Raw genomic sequence first — 20,459 nt, forward strand, 5'->3', positions numbered from 1 at the left:
GAGCATGAGCGAGCGCTACGACGGCCCGATCATCGACGCCCACCACCACGTGTGGGATCTCGAGCGCAACAGCTATCCGTGGCTCGAACCGGGCGCGCGCGTGCCGCACCGCTACGGCGACTACTCGGAGATCAAGCACACCTACCTGCCGGGCGACTACCGCCGCGACATCCAGGGCACGGGCGTGGTCGCGAGCGTCTACATGGAAGCCGAGTGGGACGACACCGACCCGATCGGCGAGACGCGTTATGTGAGCGAGCTGTCGGCGTCGTCGGGCGTTCCCGGTGCGATGGCCGCGCAGGCCTGGCTGGATGCCCCCGATGTGGCGCGGGTGCTCGCCGAGCAAGCCTCGTTCCCGCTCGTCAAGAGCGTGCGGCACAAGCCGGGCGACACACTCATGCGCGACGACGCGTGGCGGGCCGGTTATGCGCTCCTGGCCCGGCACGGTCTGCACTTCGAGTTGCAGACCCCGTGGCAGAACCTGGATGCCGCGGCCGACCTCGCGCGCGACTTCCCCGACACGCTCCTCATCGTCAACCACTCGGGCGTGCTGCTCGATCGCCGGCCCGAGACGGTTGCCGGCTGGCGCGAGGCGATGGCACGCCTGGCCGAGCGGCCGAACGTCGTGGTCAAGGCATCCGGCCTGTGTGTCGAGGGGCAGCCCTGGACGACCGACCTGAACCGCGACATCGTCTTCGAGCTGGTCTCACTCTTCGGCGCAGACCGCCTCATGTTCGGCAGCAACTTTCCCGTCGACGGCCTCTTCGCCCGCTACGACCAGCTGCTCGACAGCTACCTCGACATCACGGCGCCGCTCACGGCCGCCGAAAAGCGAGCCTTCTTCTACGACACGGCCGACCGCGTCTACCAGCCGCTCCCCTTCGAGGCGCCCTAGACGCTAGCTGACTCGCACGCGTGACGTTCAGCCGCGCGGGAGTTGCAGCGTGGGGCCCGCGACGCGGCAGGTGGCCGCGGCGACCGACATGGCGCGCTCGAGGATTTCTTGCCAGTCATCCCCGTCTTCGGGGATGCCGCCGAGCAGGGCCGCGACCGTCGTGGCCAGGACCGAGTCGCCCGCGCCCATGGTGTCGACGATGGGCGCGTCGAGGTGGGCGATGGGCACGCTGACCTCGAGGCCGTCGCCGTAGAGCGTGGCGCCCTGGGCTCCGGCCGTGCCGAGCACGTAGCGGGCGCCGGAGATGAGCAGGTCCTCGGCCAGGGATTCGAGGTCGAGGTAGCCGAGCAGTGCGGCATCCTCGTCGCTGACCTTGACGAGCAGGCTGACGGCGGCGAGGCGGCGCAAATTGGCGGCGAAGAGCGGAAGGTTGTTCATCATGCCGGGGCGTGGGTTGGGGTCGAGCACGAGGCGCCGTTCGGGGTCGGTGACGACCGTGAGCAGGTCGTCGACCTGGGCGTCGTTGTCGAGCGCCAGGCAGCTGACGGCAACGATGGATGCGGTGCGCACGAGCAGCAGGGCATCGCGATCGAATTCGACCCGGCGTTTCTGAGCGGCCTCGTTGAACACATAGGTGGGCTCACCTCCGACACGCGTCGACACCGCCCGCGCCGTTCCATAGGGTGCGTCGGTGCGCAACAGGGCCACATCGGCCTCGCGCACGTGTCGCGCAATGGCGTCGCCGGCCTCGTCGTCCCCCACCATGGCGATCAGAGCCGAGCGCCGCTTCAGAATGCGGATGCCGAGGGCCACGTTGAGCGCGGCGCCACCGACGGCTTCGACCGTCTGCCCGTCGTGCTCGAACTCGTCGATGAGAGCATCCCCGATGACGACGACATCTGCCACGGCATCCACCTTTCGTTGTGCGCCTGCGCGCCCCTCTAGCCTGTCACGCGCGGCACCGGCCCGCGGCACGAACCCGTCGGACTCAGTCCTCGTCGGACTCAGTCCTCGTCGGACTCAGTCCTCGACGGACTCAGACCTCGACGGACTCAGACTTCGACGGCTTCAGACCTCGGCAGGCTCGCTCGAGGCTGAACGGCGCGTGGCCTGGGGCACAGAGCGCGCGGCATCCCGCATCCTCGTTCGCACGAGCGCGTTCGAGGCAAGCAGGAGAAGGGCCGCGAGACCCAGGATGACCGCCGAGAGACCGAGGGCGTACAGCCCGATCATGCCGTAACCACCCACCCGTTCCGGGTTCAGGAAGAAGTACGGATACCAGTTGGCCGCCCGCCCCCGGAGGAGCGTGTAGATGGCCCACACCACCGGAAAAGCGAGGGAAACCCATGCCACCTTCAGCGGGAGCCTGCGGCGGGTGAACGCCAGGAAGTCGGCGATCGCGTAGAACGGTAGCCCGAAGTGCAGAACCATCGAAGACGGCGGCGCCAGGAGCAAGAACTGCGACCGGCTGCCGTCGAGGATGAGGAGGCCGAAGACCGCGCCCGAGATGACGACGTACGTCGTGGCCAACAGGCGCGCCGTGGTCAGCCAGGCGGGTTCCGTCTTGCCCAGGGCGGCGAAGACGATCGCCGCCGACAGCACGGCGATCATGATGATGTGGCTGTGGATCGTGAAATAGCTCAGCACGTTGATGGCGCGGCACGAGTTCGCCAGATAGAAGCAACTGGTCCGCGCGAGCAGCGCCCACAACGTCAACGCGAGCACACCGAGGCGCAACGCGAGAATACCCAGTCGCACGGTCGACCTTTCGCCAGATGACTTCCTTCAGTCGATGGTAACCAGTGCCCGGGTCACGACGGGGTGTCGGTCCGGGCGGGGATATGGCAGTTTGGGAGCCAACCAGCAATGGCATCGGCATCGGCATCGGCATCAAGGAGGATCCAGTGACAATTTCGGATGATTCGGCCCGCGACGCGTATCTGTACGGGTACTCGATCGACGAGGCATACAAGTTCCTCTACGAAACGACGATCGAGCCGGGCCTGCCGCTGAACGAATTCCAGCGACTGCGCGACCTGGCCGACGACACCTACACCGCGCATCCGACCATCAATAACGACACCCTGCACCTGCAGGGCTGGTTCGATGTCGCGGCGGAACCCGTCGTCGTCACCATCCCCGATTTCGACGAGGGCCGCTACTGGATTCTGCACACCATGGACCTCGGGCACTACACGACGGCGATGATCGGATCCCGCACGAGAGGCACCCGGGGCGGGGTATTCCTGTTCGCGGGCGGCGCGTGGGCCGGCGAGGTGCCCGAGGGGGTCGACGAGGTCATCCGGTCGGAGTCGAATCTGATCAAGGTGATGGGCCGCATCATGACCGTCGGCGGCGACGACCTCACCGCCGCGCGCGCACTTCAGGACGCCTGGATGCTTCAGCCCCTCTCCGAGTATCTCGGCACCGAATCGCCGGCACCGGTCGAACGCACCTTTCCCGACCCTTCGACCTCGACCTGGCTCGAACGCGTCGACTTCGTGCTCGCCGACGGCACCATGGCCGAAGCCGATGCCGAGTGGTTGTCGCCTCACCGCGAGATCGGCCTCGAACCCGGCAAGACCGATTTCACGGCTGAGCAGCTCGAGGCCGCCGAGCGTGGGCGACAGCTGGGCATGGCTCACATCGTCGCGCTAGCGCCGTCGATGACGAACTCGAAACAGCTCCTCGGCACACGCGACGACCTACAAACCGGACCGCGCGACCTTTTCGCCGAGGGCACCTATGTGGGCCAATGGGGACTCCCGCCGATCGAGTCCGTCTACCTGAAGGTCGAGACCGGGTCGGATGGTTTGCCCCTCAACGGCGCGAACGGCAAACGTTACCGAGCCACCTTCCTGCCTCCGGACGTCAGCGAGTTCTGGTCGTACACCGCCTACGGGGTCGACAACAGGCTGATGGCCCATAACGACATCAACCGGCACTCTCGCGGCGACCGCACCATGGTCGCCAACGACGACGGCACTTTCACACTCGAGCTCGGGGCCGACACCGCCGCAGCACAGAGCGACCCGAACTTCCTTCCCATCCCGGAGAAGGACACCTACCTCATCCTGCGTCTCTACGGCCCGAGCGAGGCGGTGCAGAACGGCGCCTACGAGCCGCCCCCATTCGAAGCGCTCGGCTAGCCCGGCAACACAGAAGCCCCTCAACACAGAAGCCCGGCCTGACATTTCTGTCTGGCCGGGCTTCTGTGTCTACTGCGTGTTGCTGTGTGTGTCGGGGTGGCGGGATTCGAACCCACGACCTCCTCGTCCCGAACGAGGCGCGCTACCAAGCTGCGCCACACCCCGATTGGCCCTAAGGCCTCACTAAGGATAGCCGATATTCTCGGCCCTCGCGTACACGGCCGGCGACCGACACGGGCGACGACAACCGCCAGCAGATCTTGGATGCTTGGCGCTCCAACCATTCGGGCGTGTGCTCGGTGGCGGCGAGCACGAGCGACTCGGCGGCGGCCTGCAGTTCGCGCACATCGGCGCGTTCGACGGCCGGGGCGAGCCCACGCAGGATGACCCCGGCGGTCTCGGCCGACAGCTCGCCCGCGACGACGGCGAGCGCGACGGGTGCGGCCCATGGCAGGTGCACGGGCTGAGAGCCGAGCGACGTGTCGCCCTCCTCGTCCGCGCTCGATGCCGCATCCGCGACACCGCGCTCCCGCCACAGCGGCTGCGCCTCGTCGAACGTGGCGGCCGCATCGATGGCTTGCTCGGTTTCGGCGACGACCGTGCCGACGCGCAGCAGACGTTCGACGGTGTCGCCCGAGGCGCGCGTGAGGCCGCGGATGCGCCGCAGGGTGACGTCGGCACGCCCCTCATCCCGCGTGAGCATTTCTCCGGCGATGACGGCGGACAGCGCTTCGGTGGCGCGCTGCAATTCGCCGAGCTGCCACAGCGCCTGGTTGAGCGCGTCGTCGGGCAGCTGGCGATAGACGGCCGAGGGCGACGTGGCCGACGGCGAGCGAAGACGTTGCGTGCCCACCTTGGCGGCGGCACGGGCGAGATGATCGAACAGAACTTCCATATGGCGAGTGTAGAGAAAAACCCCCACTCGAACAAGTGTTCGAAACATCGGACGGCGTGGCGCGCACATCCACACTACGCGCGTCGGCGGTCGGGGGTAGGCTGGCGCACACGATCGGCGCGGATCCATCCGACGGCCCCCTGGCCACCCTTCCGAGCGCGAGGACCGCATGACCGACATCCGACTTCGACAGATCTCGAGCTGGCTGCTCGCGGTCGTCACGGTCGCCGTGCTCGTCATCGTCTTCTGGCCCACCCCCGTCGACGCGGGCGCCCGCGGCACCATCGCGCGCGTGCTCGACACCCTCTACGGCGTGGGCCTGCCGCGCTTTGTCACCTACGGCATGGTCGAGTTCGGCGCAAACATCCTCATGTTCCTGCCACTCGGTCTGCTCGTCGCGCTCGCGCTCCCCCGCTGGCTGCTGTGGTTCTCGCCGCTGCTGTGCGCCAGCCTCAGCTTCGGCATCGAGCTCTGTCAGGCGCTCTTGTTGCCGCACCGCTTCGCCAGCATCCTGGATGTCGCAGCCAACACGTCCGGCGCCATCCTCGGCACCCTCATCGCCATCGTCATCGTCAAACGCGTGCGACGCCGCGACCGCGAACGCCGGCGGGCCGCCGACCTGGTGCAGATGCAAGCGGCGCGCGAGAGCATCCTGCGCGGTCGTTAGACAGCTGGGCGCCTGGGTGAGTGGACGACTGAACGCCTAGATGCCGCCCGGGCCCGAGGCGCCCCACTGCTCGTCGTCGAGCGGAGCCTGCGGATCGAGGTCGGCGATCGACCGGAGCTGCGAACTCAGGGAGTGAACTTCAGTGTCGAGGATCGTGCCCTTGATCAAGCAGAAGTCGCCGGACACCTGGGTTTGACCAGTCTCGGTGGTGGTGGTCGTTCCCTCGACACCCACATACCACCAGCCGTCGGGGCGCTGCACGATCGTGGAATCGGCAAAGGGCTCGTGCGTGTAAGTGACCTGGTCGGACGTCTCGCGCAGAATCAGCGCGTCGCACACGCCGTAGGCCTCCTCGGCCGTGAGCGGGGCGAGGGGTGCCTTCGTCACTTCGGGCGCGAGGGTTTCGACAGAGGTAGCGGTCACGGTGGCGGCCGGCTGGGGTTCGGCCGTCGAGCATCCCGCCAGCGAGAGGGCGAGCACGACAGCCGCACCCGCGATGGATGCCTGGGTCACACGCTTCATGATTCGCTCCCCGAGAATTGCGCGTCATCACGGTCGGCCTGCGGGTCGAGGTCTTGGATGGCCTTGCCCACCTCGCTCGCGTGCGCGATGTCGCTGAAGTTCTCGGGCGGACCGCTGATGAGACACCACGTGCGGCCCGGAGCCGAAGTCCCTTCAGAGGACACCTCACCGTTGAAACCGATGAACCAGGAGTCGTCAGAACGGGCCTCGACCACGCTATCGGCGTAGAGCGGCGGCTCGATCGTCCTGCCGAGCACGTCGCCTTTCACGGTGAGCGCGTAGCAGAGGCCCCACGCCTGCGGGCCGGTGAGCTCGCCGACACGCTCGACCTCTTCGGCCACAGGCGACGGCGTGACGGTCTGTGCGTCGGTGACCGTGACGGTCGGTGTGGGCGTCGGGCTCGAGCAGGCGACGAGCGCCACTACCGCGCCCGCGGCCAGCATGCTGGCACCCAGCGTGCGCGTAAAGAAGTGGTGCCGTGTCATGAATCCCCCGGGTCTTCTGTCCCCTGGAAACAACCTATCGGCATTCGCGGGTCTTCTCGAAGATGAAGCACCCAACCCGGTTATGACCGGCTCTTTCAGCACCTGACGCCGTTGCGGGTTTCCGCAATCCCGTCTTCTTGGCAACACGCCGATGTTTTCGACCAAATGTTCAGGTTGTCCACCTTAAGAAGGACGTATGCTGTAGCCACGACCTGCCCAGACAACAGGCCGCGAACGGCTTCTGAGCCCCTCCCCCGAGACTCAGAAGCCGTTCGGCTTTTCTGGCGCCGCTCCCAGGTTCGGGGCGTTATCGGGTGATCGCACACGACCGTGAGCGGCGTGTCGCCGCCGCCGCCGGGATTTACTGCAGCGAGGGCCACCGCGGCCCGCTGATCGGCCGCGTCACATAGCGCCGCGCGCGCTGTCGCCGCCGAAGCACACTCGTGCTCACCATGGCCCCCGCCAGCACGGTTGCGCCGCCCCCGACCCACGCCACCAGCAGTGGGTCGCGCAGCCCGGTCGAGGGCAGTGCACCGGATGCCGGACCACCCGCATCCGCCGGCACCAGGTCGATGCGCGCCATGCCGATGCTTCCACTCGACACACCCGTCGCGACCACGTCAAAGCTACCCACGCCATCCATAGGCACCCGGAACTCGTAACGCAACGCCCCGTCAGCCCCGGCCAGGAGTCGCTCGGTGTGCTCATAGCCACCACTACCGGTCACTGTCACGACGACGGCTTCCCCGGGGCCGAACGACCCCGGCGAGAAGTCGATCACGATCACACCGCCCGGCACCCGCTCGCCCGAGACGGTGACCGACGTGTTCGGCACGTACCCGGTCACGGCTGCGTTCGCCGCCCCGCCCTCGCCCGCAACGATCGGACCGGCGAGCGCGGCGGCGCCGATGACTACTGCAACAACTACTTTTGTGAACAACGGCGGAGCCCTTCGAATCAGACAATCAACTTCCCCGAAGCTAACATTCTGATACTTAGCGAACCTGGCGGCCGAGATCCCGTCACCGGCCCTGCATCCTCGGCTGCTCCGTTCGGCGACTAGCGTGGTCTTGGGCGTCGACACCGGCAGCCGACAGCCGACAGCCGACAGCCCCAACCGTGCGCCGACACCCGCACCTCGACACCCGACCGCGCACAGCCCCGCACAACATCCCCGATTGGAGCTCCCCCGATGAGAGCAATCGTCTACGACCGTTTCGGCACCGCACCCGAGGTGCGCGAGGTCGAGGCCCCGACCGCACCCGATGGTGGCGTCGTCATCCGGGTCGCCGCGTCGGGCCTGTGCCGCAGCGACTGGCACGCGTGGGCCGGGCACGACGACACGGTGCACCTGCCGCACGTTCCGGGCCACGAGTTCGTGGGAACCATCGAGCACGTCGGCGCCGGCGTCAGCAACTGGTCGGTCGGCGACCGCGTCACGTCGCCGTTCGTGTGCGGCTGCGGCGTATGCGAGTGGTGCCTCGGCGGCAACGCACAGGTGTGCCCGAACCAGACGCAGCCGGGTTTCACGGGCTGGGGCTCACACGCCGAGCTGGTCGCCATCCACGCCGCCGACACCAACCTCGTCGCCGTGCCCGACACGATTTCGGATGACGCGGCCGCCAGCCTCGGCTGCCGTTTCGCCACGGCCTTCCGCGCCGTGCATGCCCGAGCCGACGTGCAGCCGGGCGAGTGGGTGGCCGTCTTCGGCGCCGGAGGCGTCGGCCTCAGCGCCGTCATGATCGCCTCGGCCCTCGGCGCGCGCGTCGTCGCCATCGACCGCAACCCCGACGCCCTGACCCTCGCCCGCAGCGTGGGCGCCGAGGCCACCGTCGTGGCGACAGCATCCGTCGTCGACCAGGTCATCAGCATCACGGATGGCGGAGCCCACGTCGCCCTCGACGCCGTCGGTTCGGCATCCACCAGCACCGACGCGCTCCTGTCCCTGCGCCGCCGCGGCCGCCACGTGCAGATCGGCCTGCTCTCGGCCGACGAACTGCCGCGCCTCCCCCTCGACCGCGTCATCGGCTGGGAACTCGACCTGCTAGGCAGCCACGGCATGGCCGCCGCCGATTACGCCGCCATGCTCACCCTCGTCGCCGACGGCACGCTGCGCCCCCAAGACCTGGTCGGCGGCGCCGTCACCCTCGCCGAGGGCGCCACCCTGCTGCCCCTCACGGCCACGGCCCCACCCACGGGCATCACGGTCATCCACCCGGCCGAGTAGCCGAGGCACTCAAACGCCCAGACAGCCGGCCCCGGGGAAAGTCGGCGCCCAGCGTTCAGCGCCCCGCGTTCAGCGCCCCGCGTTCAGCAACATCGCGTCCAGGCGCTGCAAGCTTCGGAGGGTGGACCCTCAGCGAGGCTCACATCGCTCAGTGCGTGGGGACCTGGTCTTCCCAGCTGTCCGGACTGTACGGGAGTGGCTCGATGAGAGACGACCGGTTGGCGAAATCCGTGGTGGGCGCGGCATCCGACCCGCCGATCACGCACACGACCACGGTGGGAGCGGGGTCGTTGTTCTCGGGGTCTTTATAAGGAATGTGCAGGAACCACTGGCCGTCGGCCCGGCGAATGATCGTCGACTCAGCCTCACTGTTCACCGTCACGGCCCCGGGGTTCGACGAACTGATGCTCGCCCACGGCACACACTCGTTGTAGGCGGCCGTCTTGCTGATGGGGGCCAGTGCGGCTCCCCCGTCCCCTCCCTCGGCGGGCGGCGCAGCCGTGGGCGTCACACTGGCCGTCGGTGTCGCGGTGACCGTCGTGGTGGATGTCGGCACCGGCGTCGCGCTCTTGGTCGCGGTGGCGGTCGGCGACCCCGTGGGTTCGGGCCCGTTCGTGCAGGCACTCAACACCAGCACCCCCGCCACGGCCACCGCACCAACCGCAGCCACCCGCATCGACGTCATCGTTCGCATCTTTCCCCCGAACCCCCTGCGCGACACCCGCGCTGCGCCCACGCTATCGGACACACCCACCCCCGAGCAGCGCCTGCGCGCAATCGTTTCCGGTTTGTCACAATTTGTCCGTTGTTCGCTCAGCTCGTATCACGACCCCCGTTGTCCCCTCTGAGGTCTCATTCCGTGTTGGCTTATGTGTTTCGAACACTGCGACGGTGCCCATCCGCGGGTTCGCTACCACTGTCACAAGTTGAAGCCCGATTGAAGCGAGCATTTGGGGCACGGCCTTCACGGCGCAAGCGGAAGGCGATACAGCGCAGACTGGGACCTTTGCTGACCGTGCGCGCTCCGCGCATGGTTCAGCGCAGTATTTTCAGAATGCTAGCCAAGCCTCTAAACGCTCAACGGACGTAGCCGCACACCACAGACAACCCGCGGTCGCGTAAGCGTCTAGCGGCGCATTTCTGGTTTAGCCCAGGGCAGCGAGTAGACACCCGGAACCCGTACGACTCGATAAATGGCCAGCGATGCCGTAATCGCAACAGCAGACGTCGCCATGAACGCCAGCACCGACAGCGGGACGCCGCTCGATGACGGTATGAAGACAACGAGCGAGATGATGAAGATGTGAGTGACGTAGATAGGGAGAGTTTGTTGCCCAATTTTCTCGAGCGGCAAGCCCACGATAGATCGGCCCAGCTGGAGTGAGATAGCCAGGCCTGCGCCAACCGCGAGGGCGGATAGGGGCACGCGAGCCAGTGCCTCGATTCGTCCGCCAATGACAGACGCACCGATGGTCAAGGCGATGTATCCGACTGCGAGGCCGATTGCGTGCCAGGGCGTCGACGCTTTCACCGCTGCGACTATCAAATGCCGCAACCGGCTACCTGCAACGAAGAAAATGAAATACGTAAGGAAGTTATCGAATACCCAGTTACCTGTGGTCAAAGGTGTCGAGGCAAAGGCAATGGACACTATGACGGCTGCAAGGATCACAACCGCGCTAGATGCTTTCCGGAGGGCCCAGACAGCAAAGGTGAATACGGCCAGCGCGTACAGATACCAGAGACCATTCGTCGGCCACACAAGGGCGAGGGCGAAATTTCCGACTGGCGAGAAGTCGCTAAGCGGCCATTCTACGAACGAGAACCAGATTGAACGCGCGAAGCTCCAGAGCAGGTAAAGGTAGAGCAGTAAAGCTATTTTTCCGACGAACACTTCTCGCAGTGTTTTGGTGACAATCTTCGCCGCAAGCATGCCCGATACGGTGAAGAACAAGGGCATCCTAAGCGTGGTGAGGGCTTCGTCGGTAGCATCCCACCACCCGACAGACCAGCCTTGGGAGCCCAGAAATTGCCAGGTGTGGTGCAGCACCACGAGCACGATCGCCGTTCCCTTCGCTATGTCGATCCAAGGTTCGCGTGGATTGGTAGCGGCGAAGGGGCCAGGCTCGGCGCGGCTCGTTGTAGTCACCGCGTAACCATAGTGGTTTAACGTTTCGCCCGGACACACCTACGTTATTTGGCTACTCTAAGGCTCTTCGACATGCGATGACACAGAAGGAGCATAGAAGCTTTCAGTGAAGAAAAGACCCTTCCACTAACCGCGTTTATCACCCCGAATGAACGGCGAAGAATCAGTGTCAGCGGCCTCCGCTGCTCCATAACTCGAACAGGTGCAACCTCATTCAGCTCGTCAGCATCTCAACGACTCCGACGAGCAGGCATCCAATATTGCGAACAAGCAATCCGACGGCCAGGGCTGCGCGCGCTTACGCTTCGACGGAAGCCCGCATCAACCGCTCGGCAGCAACCCGAGCAACCGCGAATGGCCTCTCAAACGTCCCCATCCCGCCGGTCACAAGCCCGCCCTCGTGCAGCAACATGAGAGTGTCAGCCATCCCCTCGGGGTCATCGACCCTAGCCTCGCGGCACAGGTCGGCGAACAGCTCACGCATCCACTTCTTCTGCCTGATCGCTTCACCCGCGATCGGATGGCCGATCCCCTCGAACTCGGCGCGCGCATTGATCGCCCCGCACCCCTTCGACAGGTTCTCGCGCGCCCACGCATCCGTGATGTCGAAGACGGCCAGCACGCGGTCGATCGTCCCTGCCGGCACCTTCTCGAGGCCGGCCGCCAGATAGGCCCGCCACCGCTCATCGCGCCCGCGCAGGTAAGCCACGGCGAGCGCATCCTTCGACCCGAACCGGTCATACAGCGTCTTCTTCGTCACCCCGGCTGCCGCCGCAATGGCGTCGACGCCCACCGCATGAATCCCCTCGCGATAGAACAGGTCCGTCGCCGCCGCCAATACCTTCGTCGCCCCGGATGTCATCACGGGCGCCACCTCGGGCTCGAACTCTTTTCGCATCCCGCAACTATACCGCCCTGTATAGTCGGACCCATGAGTAAACAGATCGGTATACCTCGCCCTGTCCTCCTGACCGCCGCGTCGGTGGTCTTCGTCTTGAGCTGGAGCTCCGGTTTCCTCATCGCCAAAGCCGGCACCGCCGAAACGCACCCCATCACGTTCGTCCTCTGGCGCTTCGTCCTCGTCGCGGGCCTTCTAGCCGCCGGCGCGCTCTTCTTAGCGGCCCGCGGACACCTGCGCATACCGTCCTGGCGCGATATCCGCCCACACCTCACCATCGGCCTCTTCGCCCAGTTCGGCTACGTCGTCCCCATCTACCTGGCCGTCGCAGCCGGCGTCTCCTCGGGAACCACCGCCCTCATCGACGCCGTCCAACCGCTCGTCGTGGCCACCCTGGTCGGCCCGCTCCTCGGCCTCCGCGTCCGCGCACTCCAATGGCTCGGCCTGGCACTCGGCGCGGCGGGCGTGGTCATGATCGTCTGGTCGGATGCCGCAGCCGCCGCATCCCCCAACCCCGCCTACCTGCTCCCCCTCGTCGCGCTGGCCTGCCTCGTCACGGCGACGTTCCTCGAGCGCCGCACCTCGTCAACGCTCGGAGTCTTCCCCACCCTCGCGGTGCACTCCGCCGTCTCCCTCGTCGCCATCACGATCGTCGCCGTCGCCACGAACACCTGGGCGCCGCCCGCCGAGCCCAGCTTCTGGTTCGCGACGGCCCTCACGGCCCTCATCCCCAGCCTCTTGGCCTACGCGCTCTACTGGGCGCTCCTCCGCCACCTCGGCATCACGGGCCTGAACGCGCTGCTCTTCCTGGTGGCGCCGGCAACATCCGTCCTCGGAGCCCTCATCTTCGGCGAACCGTTCACCCTCGCCACAGCCGCGGGCCTCCTCCTTGGAGCCGCCGCCATCACACTCGTGCTTCTGCCCCCGCGCCACCGCTCATCGCCTGAAGACCTTGCGTCTTCTGCCGCCGCCGCTGCACCACACCCCACACGGCAACCATCACCGCCCAGCCGACAGCGTTCGAACTCATCAGCACAAAGGTGAAGTTGTCCCCGAGCACGTCCATCTCGGGCCCCCACAGCCCCAGCACGATCGCGGGCAGCACGGCCACACCACTCAACGCCCATACCCAGCCTTGAACCCACAGGATGCCGCGCTTCCCCCGCGCCAGCACCGCAAACACCACGGTCATGATCACGTTGAAAACGCCCGGCAACGAGATCGGCAGAACAGCCAGAGCCGTATACGCAATCCACGCAAACAACGCGTACTCATCGCTCGTCCAGTCCCCCGACACGCGCCCCAACGACACCAACTGCGCCAGCATCATCACGGGCACAGCCAACACCGCCCCCACCACGACGGCCCCCGCCGCCCACGCAATCAACCCCCACACCCGCGGCCGTGCCGCACCAGCCTCCTGCTGGCCCATCGGCTGGACACCTCCGATGCGGCGCTCCTCTGATCCGCTCACATCAAGCCCATACTCGTTCTGCCCACTCATACGCAGTCTCCCCTTAAGCAACACCCCGCCACCGGGCACAACGCCGGCCTCTCTTTCTCCCACGCATCCCCGCGAGAAGAAAGCCCTAACCCCCAATTGGATGCTCGAGCCCCCAGCCGCTATCAAGGCTCCGAGCCGCGAGTGAGTTCATTTGGACGCACGACAGCGAGATGGCAACAGAGAGCGCACGCGACCAAACCGTCGCGCCTATTGCAAGAAAAGCGGGCTCCCACGAATGAGAGCCCGCCTTTCAGACCTTTGCTGGCCCCCTATCGACGGCCCATTCCTGTGTACTTCCAGCCTGCATCGCGCCAGGCTGCGACATCGAGGCAGTTGCGTCCGTCGATCACGATCTTCGACGTAACCATTTCGCCGACAGCTTTCGGATCCAGCTCTCGGTACTCTTTCCACTCGGTCACGACGACTACAGCATCCGCATCCTGCAGAGCCTCCTCGGTCGTTCCAAACACGAGCTGCGGGTGCATACGCCGAGAGTTGGCGATGGCCTGAGGATCGCTAGCGACAACGTTCGCGCCGAGACCATTCAGGCGCACGGCAACGTCAAGCGACGGCGAGTCACGGATGTCGTCGCTGTCCGGCTTGAACGCGAGACCGAGCACTGCGACCTTTTTGTTGTAGGCACTACCACCCAACGCTTCGACTACCAGCTCGACGACACGGTCGCGGCGACGCAAATTGATGCCGTCGACTTCCTTGAGGAAGTTGAGCGCTTCGCCCTTACCGAGCTCTTCAGCCCTGGCAGAGAACGCACGGATGTCTTTCGGAAGGCAACCGCCACCGAACCCGGCACCGGCATTCAGGAACCGGCGCCCGATACGAGCGTCGTACCCGATTGCGTCGGCGAGCTGGGTCACGTCGGCCCCGGTGGCTTCTGAAATCTCTGCCATCGCGTTGATGAACGAAATCTTTGTCGCAAGGAATGCGTTGGCGGCGACCTTGACGAGCTCGGCGGTCGCGTAGTCGGTCGCAACGAGAGGGGTGTCGGCCGCGAGCGCTTCAGCGTACACCTCGTCGAGCAACGCCTTAGCTCGAGCGGCATCACCAGCATCGGCCGGGAGACCATAGACGAGCCGGTCCGGGCTAATGGTGTCCTTCACGGCAAATCCTTCGCGGAGGAACTCAGGGTTCCAAGCCAGGCGCGCACCGGTCGGCTCAACCATCTTCGCCAGGCGCTCAGCGGTCCCGACCGGAACCGTGGACTTTCCTACGACGAGATCACCTTCAGAGAGGTAGGGCAACAACCCTTGAACTGCTGCGTCGACAAACCGAAGGTCTGCCGCGTAGCTTCCCGCCTTCTGGGGTGTTCCCACCGCAACGAAGTGAACTTTGCTCCCCTTCGCCGCCGAAGGATCGGTGCTGAACGTCAAACGTCCACTGCCTACTGACTCAACGAGGAGCTCCGGAAGCCCCGGCTCGTAGATAGGAGAATGACCGGCCGCTAGAGCATCGATCTTCGCATTGTCGACGTCGATACCAACGACTTCATGGCCGAGTTTGACCATTGAAGCCGCGTGTACAGCGCCGAGATATCCACATCCGATTACTGACATTTTCATAGTGCTGCAAGCCTATCTGCGCAGGGTAGCCGCCGAGGAAAGACGGCCTATACGACGCTTCGTGTGCACAAAGAATTTACATAAGCCGTGGTCGCTGCATAGAAGAAGGGCCCCAGTTCCGTGAGGATCTGGGGCCCTTCTCTTCGAGCGGTTGCGACTCTTAGGTGATTAGTCCTGCGCGAGACGCTGGCGACGAACGACCGTCATGACGGCGATCAGAGCGGCACCGAGGAGGAGCGCGCCGGCACCGGCCCAAACGGCCAGCATCGAGACGGACGAACCGGTGTCGGGCAGTGCGCCCGAGCCGGAGCCGTTAGCCGAGTCGGCCGGAACGACGGTGATGGTGTAGGTTCCCACGTTGCCCGAGGTGACACCGGTCGCGGTCAGCGAGTAGGTGCCGGTGGCGCCGGCGGGGAGCTTGACGGAGATGCTGAGCGAGCCGTCAGCAGCTGCCTGCTTGGTGACGGTGATGGTCTCAGCCTTGAAAGCACCGATGGTGGCCGAGCCAGCGCCGGTGATGGTGATGGACACGTTCTCGCTGCCGGCGAAGGAGCCCGGAGCGAAGTTGATGATGGTCGTGCCACCGGCGACAACGGTGTTGTCACCCGAGATGTTGGTGCTCGGCACGTAGCCGGCAGCGTTTGCCGCGGCGGGAACCGAGAAGAACGCGAGGACCGCAAGCACGAGGCCTGCGAAAATCTTCTTTGCCATGTGGATGTAACCCCCGAATTGGATTATGAAAGGAGACGTGTGGCCACGCTCTCCTGAGTAGACAGTCTCTACCATAGAGCAGATTCACAGGTCAGTGCCAACTCTGAGGTTTCATTCATGTTAATAAATGGCGTTGTCTGCAATAGATCCTTCGGCGATTGCACGGTTTCACCAGCGGCTCCTATGAAACCGAATAGAAGAGTCGCGCTTTGGCCTGGCGCCAGATCGATTGAGAACTGAGTGACGGGCATCCCATTGTCTTGCGCACTGTGAGAAGCCTCAACCGCCCCGTCTCGAGCCACCCCTAAGTTAGCCATGCCTGCAGTGCCGTAAGCAGAAACAATGGTGCGGATTGTTCCCGCCGCCACGCCGTACTCGCCGGCACCGGTGATGTAACTGGGGAGACCTGCAGCGTCGATTGGCGCCGAGTTCGTCAGGGTCACCTGAACGCCGACGTACGGGCGAGCATCATCACGACACGTTGTGGCGCCCGCAGCGGTGGCCACGTCAAGGTAGTACCCCATTTTCGCGCCAGTTCCATCATTCAGATATAGGCCCAAACTATTCTTGCTTCCGCGAGAAGGCAGGGGGGCTCCGCCTAGGGATGTGCCGGCAAGCTGGGCTTGCTCGTCCGACTGGCTATTCCAAACGAGAATTCGGCCTTCCGCTCCGGATCTGCTAAGGGCCTCGATGAGCTCTGACGGGTCTAGATCGCCACTGGCCACCTTGTCGAACACAGCCTTTGCAGCCGACGCGAAGAAGAGGTCTTGCTGTGCAGGTACGGGATATCGCTTATAGACCTCATTGAGTAATAGAGAAACGGCATTTGACGAGGTCACCTCATCACCCGTGGCCAGCTTCACCGGCCCTGTTGCCTCCAAAAGATAACCCAACGCAACAGGGTCCATGGAAATAACGCCGTCAACTTCGGTCCCGAATCGGTCGCTCCACATCTTCTTCGCCAAAGACGCTGATAGAGGGAAGTTCGGAGTCAAGTTGATGTCTTGAATGTATTCGCCAACGATGTCTCCGAAGAGACCTCTGGTGTCAATAGGCAAATCTGCGACTGGCTGCGCATAGTGCGGGAAGTCTGAGGATGAAGCTTGCTGCGCCAAATTGATTTTTCCGTTATCCGTCTTGATGAGCGCCATGGCGCCGGAAATGCCGCCCGTCGCTCTTAATTCGGCAGGATTTTGGAATAGTACGAGATACGTCCGTGGCGTTTCATTACCGAGCATCGAGGGCAACAAACTTACGGCGTTACGTAGGACCTCGATCGTCGGAGAAATAGTTGAGAGTTGATCACTGAGCTTGCTCTTGGCTTCAGCTACTGCACCAAGAGTGCGAGAAGTGTCTATCGCGTCTAGCTGCTTGTTGGCGCTGCGAAGGGCGGTCGAAGCTTGCGCGATTACTGGCTGGGCGCTCACAAGGGGGCGCAAATCGACTGCACCTTCAACCGGTTTGAAATCCGAGAGTTCGATCGAAGTGGCAAGCCGAGTGAGCGGGCCTATCGCGTTCGTCGACAGGTCCTCCGTGACCTGAGCCAGTTGGCGAACCGCTGCCAGATTCGGTCCCACAAAAGGCACGATTTCGGCGGCACGCCAAATCGGGTCGGAAGTGAGTGCGGCGGCCGATGATGAGTGTCGGTGAAGTTCGGAAGATGTCCTAGACACAAGCGCCATGTCATTTTGCGCTACAGCATCTTTCAGTGACGCCGCTAGGGGCACCGCGGCTTCGAGTTCCCCCTTCGCCATCAAAGCCCGGACACCCACCCACGCGACAGCGCCCAACACGATGACCACCAGGGCGGCAGTGACGATGAGTGCAGAGCGTCCACTTCTTCGTGACCGACGGCGCGATTTCGACCGCGAGCGATGAGAATTTTCTTCAACCATTGAGTCCCCATATTCCGGAAGGGCGTCAGGCCGCCCTGCCAAACATTACCTGGCGTAGCCTCAGATGAGCACCCGCGGGCCCGGATGCTCGTACACTGCGTCTATTGCGCACGACTCATGGTTGAAACGCGTGTCCGATAGCCTCGCGGGGGATGCAAGACGCCTGAGCTTTGTGAGGGAGGTAAAGCATGGACCCGTCGCATGAGCCTCGTCCGCGAGAACCTCGCCGACGCGCTTTCTTAGGATATGCGGCCACCGCGCTGGGAGCCGTGACCCTCGCGCGCCTTGTCGGCTTCGACCCACGGCCCGCTGGAGACGAGGACGTCATCGTCATAAAGGCCGCGAAGGGCAATGCGGACCAAGCTGATGCGATCCAAGTTGCGCTAGATTCTGGTCGGCCCGTGAAAATCGCTGGGGGGCGAATCGTTCTCCGGCGTTCACTTCAAATCCGTAAAGACGGCACGAAGCTATCCCTATCTCCGTCCACACACCTCATTGCCGACCACAGTGACCCGGTGCTGATTTGCGAACAAGCCAATGGCTTCGAATTGGATGGAAACGATGGATACATCGATCTACACAAACGCTCTCACACCGCAGTTGCGGTCGGTTCGGATGCTTTGCATTCGCCAGTCCTCGGCCTCATCGTCTCGAGCATCCGCGTCGGAAACAACCCAACGATGGCGCCACTCCATTCTGCAATCGAACTTCGAAAAGTTCGTAGTGCACGGCTGAATACTGTTCGTATTTATGATTACGGCTCAGCGCAGGACACCGAACAGCTTCGAAACGATAAAGGGCAGCCCAACGGTCAGGTCTATGGCATCGGCGTATTCTTCTCCGATCAAGTGACCATTGAACGGTCAGTAGTCGAACGAGGATGCGTCGGCGTACTGGTGCAGGAATCGCGCGCCGTCCGGATCGACCAAACAATGGTCTCAGGCATGCTCGACAACGGTATCTATATATTGAGCGGCTCGCTGGGCATCGATGTGACTGAATCCGAGATAAACAACTGCGAAGAGGGGATCGTCGTACTCAGCGACTTCACTCGGATCTCGGGCTGTCGAATTCGCGGTTCCTCGAACAAAGGAATCACACTTCGGTCCACCGCCTTCTCGAGAATACTCGAATGCACCATTCAAGATAATCGGGTCGGAATCGGGGATGACCGACGCGATACAAGTCGACAGACAAGCTGCATCATTTCGAATAACCTACACACGGGCAATGGCGAAGCTATTGCCCTAGAAGGAGCAGAGAACGTCACAATTGCGGGAAACATTTTCATCCCGTCGCCCTCAGGCAAAGAGACTCTCGTGAGGCTTAGCAAAGCCAAGAACACAAACATTGCGAGCAATACTTTCGCGTCGACGACGGGTTATGACGGCATTCTCATAGAGGCAGGATCGAGGGACGTCCTGATTACCTCAAACACCTTTCTTGGATCCCGGCGTGCCGTAGTTCTGCGAAAAGTAAAGAATGAAAGTCCCGGCCGAACCATGATTGGCCAGAACAGTTTTGTTGACGTGGAAACCAAGGTATCCGGCGTTCAAGACGCAACGGAGACGACCTTTGACGACTGGTGATAGCCGCGGGCGCTAGATGCCATTCACGTTCAGGCGCGCAAGGTCCACAATGGCCGGAAGGTGCGCCGAGAGGACCTCGCGTTGCATGGGTAGGTCTCGCGCTAGGCCAGTCGAAACAGTCTCCAGGTCCGTCAAAATATTGTCGCCGGGATCGATCCAGCATGAGAGCCCCAACCGCTGGTAAAGCCCCTCGATCTTCCCCTGGTAGGACATCGCAATTGCAGGGATGCCGGCATTCGCGCACAAAATTGCCAGATGCATCCGCCCTGTAATCGCGTAGTCGGCAAGGGTTGCAGCCGCTATGACCTGTCCTGGCATGAGTACTTCGTCAAGCAGGAAAACTTCTTCTTGGTTCACGGCGTCCCGGATCCGAGCAAGCAGGTGAATGTCGCTGTTCGCGGTGCGCGAGTCGTGAGGCAACAGAATGTATGACCGTCCTTGCGAGACCCCTTCTTTCACAAACTTGCTATAGACGGACACTTGATCGAAGTGGCGTTCGAGCAGGTAGTTCGCATTCAAGATAACCACCTCTCGACCAGCGGCACGCTGTTCGGTTGCCCAAGCCTCAAGACCGGGCACATGGAGGGGCTCCCTGGGTACCAAGAATGCGAGGTCCGCAACGTCGACCACATTTTCAGCGCCGGAGTCACGAAGTCGATTAGCTGACCCAGGGTCTCGCCCCATGAGCTTCACATGGGTACTGGCATTCAGCATTGCTCGATTGGCGCGGCTATTTGGTGATTTGTTCCAGCTGAACCCTAGAATTCGAGAGTCTAGCCCTAACAGGGCGGCAGACCGTGCAATTCGGAATCGGCGTTCCGATGCCAAGGGGCTGTAGAGGCCGTCCATGATGTCGGCACCAACTACGCTGAACGATCGAGCGTCCCTCAGGGCGTTGAGGAGCCGCAGGAACTGAGCGAGATGCGGCAGAACCGAACCGTAAAGCAGCTTGTCCAACACCAAGACATGCACTTTTCGCGCACCCAAGTCGGGAACACGAAGCAAGTCACTTCGTCGGCGGCAGACGACAAGTAGGTCATTTTCGGTGTTGTATGAGAAAGCCTCAAACATGGCTTGATCACCGACGCTGCCCGAACCCGGCGCTACGAGCAACACGTTCAGGTTTTGCTTCTCAGACGCCGGGTTTCCCCGCCGCACGTGCGCGACCAGCGCTTTCTCAAGACCACCTTCCACGATGCCTAAAGCTCTACTGCCCGCAGCAAAGTTGCGCAACTTTTCTCGAAGTCTCAGGATCATGCCTGCAGTCCCTTTCACTAGATTCATTTACGGTCGCCC

The 20,459-nt window shown here is 63.6% G+C and carries 19 protein-coding genes and 1 tRNA gene; 6 read left to right on the top strand and 14 right to left on the bottom strand.

Annotation, left to right across the window (positions count from 1 at the left end; translation table 11 throughout):
• The first annotated feature begins 4 nt into the window (after positions 1 to 4).
• Positions 5 to 895 (top strand): amidohydrolase family protein, encoded by an 891-nt coding sequence (locus ACZ6IE_RS10725; RefSeq protein ID WP_464607936.1) that lies wholly within the window; start codon positions 5 to 7, stop codon positions 893 to 895.
• 27 nt (positions 896 to 922) lie between these two features.
• Here the strand turns inward: ACZ6IE_RS10725 and ACZ6IE_RS10730 are convergent, their stop codons facing one another.
• Together ACZ6IE_RS10730 and ACZ6IE_RS10735 are read right to left on the bottom strand one after the other, a co-directional pair.
• Complete coding sequence (locus tag ACZ6IE_RS10730) at positions 923 to 1,801, bottom strand: PfkB family carbohydrate kinase (RefSeq protein WP_464607937.1); 879 nt, start codon at positions 1,799 to 1,801, stop codon at positions 923 to 925.
• A 162-nt stretch (positions 1,802 to 1,963) separates the two neighbouring features.
• Complete coding sequence (locus tag ACZ6IE_RS10735) at positions 1,964 to 2,653, bottom strand: Pr6Pr family membrane protein (RefSeq protein ID WP_464607938.1); 690 nt, start codon at positions 2,651 to 2,653, stop codon at positions 1,964 to 1,966.
• A gap of 146 nt (positions 2,654 to 2,799) precedes the next feature.
• Here ACZ6IE_RS10735 and ACZ6IE_RS10740 point away from each other — a divergent pair, with 146 nt between their 5' ends.
• Positions 2,800 to 4,044 carry a DUF1254 domain-containing protein gene (locus tag ACZ6IE_RS10740; RefSeq protein ID WP_464607939.1) on the top strand — a complete coding sequence of 415 codons (1,245 nt, stop codon included), beginning with the start codon at positions 2,800 to 2,802 and terminating at the stop codon, positions 4,042 to 4,044.
• A gap of 91 nt (positions 4,045 to 4,135) precedes the next feature.
• Here ACZ6IE_RS10740 and ACZ6IE_RS10745 read toward each other — a convergent pair.
• A tRNA-Pro gene (locus tag ACZ6IE_RS10745) sits at positions 4,136 to 4,209 on the bottom strand.
• A gap of 7 nt (positions 4,210 to 4,216) precedes the next feature.
• A complete protein-coding gene (locus ACZ6IE_RS10750; RefSeq protein ID WP_464607940.1) occupies positions 4,217 to 4,939 on the bottom strand; it encodes a hypothetical protein in 723 nt (240 codons plus the stop codon).
• Positions 4,940 to 5,108: 169 nt separating this feature from the next.
• On the opposite strand from ACZ6IE_RS10750, the gene ACZ6IE_RS10755 reads away from it, so the two are divergent.
• Positions 5,109 to 5,606 carry a VanZ family protein gene (locus ACZ6IE_RS10755; RefSeq protein WP_464607941.1) on the top strand — a complete coding sequence of 166 codons (498 nt, stop codon included), beginning with the start codon at positions 5,109 to 5,111 and terminating at the stop codon, positions 5,604 to 5,606.
• 36 nt (positions 5,607 to 5,642) lie between these two features.
• Here the strand turns inward: ACZ6IE_RS10755 and ACZ6IE_RS10760 are convergent, their stop codons facing one another.
• The 3 genes from ACZ6IE_RS10760 to ACZ6IE_RS10770 all read right to left on the bottom strand — a co-directional run bounded on the left by ACZ6IE_RS10760 (position 5,643) and on the right by ACZ6IE_RS10770 (position 7,553).
• The gene (locus tag ACZ6IE_RS10760; RefSeq protein ID WP_464607942.1) at positions 5,643 to 6,128 is read right to left on the bottom strand and encodes a hypothetical protein; all 486 of its coding nucleotides are present in this window, start codon (positions 6,126 to 6,128) and stop codon (positions 5,643 to 5,645) included.
• On the bottom strand, positions 6,125 to 6,613 hold the full coding sequence (locus ACZ6IE_RS10765; RefSeq protein WP_464607943.1) for a hypothetical protein: 489 nt from the start codon (positions 6,611 to 6,613) through the stop codon (positions 6,125 to 6,127). Before ACZ6IE_RS10765 ends, ACZ6IE_RS10760 begins: the two co-directional genes overlap by 4 nt.
• Before the next feature lie 361 nt (positions 6,614 to 6,974).
• Entirely contained in the window at positions 6,975 to 7,553 is a 579-nt protein-coding gene (locus ACZ6IE_RS10770) for a hypothetical protein (RefSeq protein WP_464607944.1), read from the bottom strand.
• Between the two features lie 252 nt (positions 7,554 to 7,805).
• Between ACZ6IE_RS10770 and ACZ6IE_RS10775 the strand changes: the two genes are divergently transcribed.
• On the top strand, positions 7,806 to 8,840 hold the full coding sequence (locus ACZ6IE_RS10775; protein ID WP_464607945.1) for a zinc-dependent alcohol dehydrogenase family protein: 1,035 nt from the start codon (positions 7,806 to 7,808) through the stop codon (positions 8,838 to 8,840).
• A gap of 148 nt (positions 8,841 to 8,988) precedes the next feature.
• On the opposite strand, the gene ACZ6IE_RS10780 is transcribed toward ACZ6IE_RS10775, so the two are convergent.
• From ACZ6IE_RS10780 to ACZ6IE_RS10790, 3 genes are all read right to left on the bottom strand, one after another.
• The gene (locus ACZ6IE_RS10780; RefSeq protein ID WP_464607946.1) at positions 8,989 to 9,525 is read right to left on the bottom strand and encodes a hypothetical protein; all 537 of its coding nucleotides are present in this window, start codon (positions 9,523 to 9,525) and stop codon (positions 8,989 to 8,991) included.
• Positions 9,526 to 9,966: 441 nt separating this feature from the next.
• On the bottom strand, positions 9,967 to 10,989 hold the full coding sequence (locus ACZ6IE_RS10785; protein WP_464607947.1) for an acyltransferase family protein: 1,023 nt from the start codon (positions 10,987 to 10,989) through the stop codon (positions 9,967 to 9,969).
• A 298-nt stretch (positions 10,990 to 11,287) separates the two neighbouring features.
• On the bottom strand, positions 11,288 to 11,887 hold the full coding sequence (locus tag ACZ6IE_RS10790; RefSeq protein ID WP_464607948.1) for a TetR/AcrR family transcriptional regulator: 600 nt from the start codon (positions 11,885 to 11,887) through the stop codon (positions 11,288 to 11,290).
• Between the two features lie 33 nt (positions 11,888 to 11,920).
• Here ACZ6IE_RS10790 and ACZ6IE_RS10795 point away from each other — a divergent pair, with 33 nt between their 5' ends.
• The gene (locus tag ACZ6IE_RS10795) at positions 11,921 to 12,931 is read left to right on the top strand and encodes a DMT family transporter (RefSeq protein ID WP_464607949.1); all 1,011 of its coding nucleotides are present in this window, start codon (positions 11,921 to 11,923) and stop codon (positions 12,929 to 12,931) included.
• Positions 12,932 to 13,660: 729 nt separating this feature from the next.
• On the opposite strand, the gene ACZ6IE_RS10800 is transcribed toward ACZ6IE_RS10795, so the two are convergent.
• From ACZ6IE_RS10800 to ACZ6IE_RS10810, 3 genes are all read right to left on the bottom strand, one after another.
• Complete coding sequence (locus ACZ6IE_RS10800) at positions 13,661 to 14,968, bottom strand: UDP-glucose dehydrogenase family protein (RefSeq protein WP_464607950.1); 1,308 nt, start codon at positions 14,966 to 14,968, stop codon at positions 13,661 to 13,663.
• 168 nt (positions 14,969 to 15,136) lie between these two features.
• Positions 15,137 to 15,679: an LPXTG cell wall anchor domain-containing protein gene (locus ACZ6IE_RS10805; RefSeq protein WP_464607951.1), complete on the bottom strand. Its 543-nt coding sequence runs from the start codon at positions 15,677 to 15,679 to the stop codon at positions 15,137 to 15,139.
• 68 nt (positions 15,680 to 15,747) lie between these two features.
• Positions 15,748 to 17,574 (bottom strand): DUF4012 domain-containing protein, encoded by a 1,827-nt coding sequence (locus tag ACZ6IE_RS10810; protein ID WP_464607952.1) that lies wholly within the window; start codon positions 17,572 to 17,574, stop codon positions 15,748 to 15,750.
• A 269-nt stretch (positions 17,575 to 17,843) separates the two neighbouring features.
• On the opposite strand from ACZ6IE_RS10810, the gene ACZ6IE_RS10815 reads away from it, so the two are divergent.
• Positions 17,844 to 19,163: a NosD domain-containing protein gene (locus tag ACZ6IE_RS10815; protein ID WP_464607953.1), complete on the top strand. Its 1,320-nt coding sequence runs from the start codon at positions 17,844 to 17,846 to the stop codon at positions 19,161 to 19,163.
• Between the two features lie 12 nt (positions 19,164 to 19,175).
• Here the strand turns inward: ACZ6IE_RS10815 and ACZ6IE_RS10820 are convergent, their stop codons facing one another.
• The gene (locus tag ACZ6IE_RS10820) at positions 19,176 to 20,420 is read right to left on the bottom strand and encodes a polysaccharide pyruvyl transferase family protein (RefSeq protein ID WP_464607954.1); all 1,245 of its coding nucleotides are present in this window, start codon (positions 20,418 to 20,420) and stop codon (positions 19,176 to 19,178) included.
• Positions 20,421 to 20,459: the final 39 nt, after the last annotated feature.

Source organism: Okibacterium sp. AC114 (genome assembly GCF_979253355.1).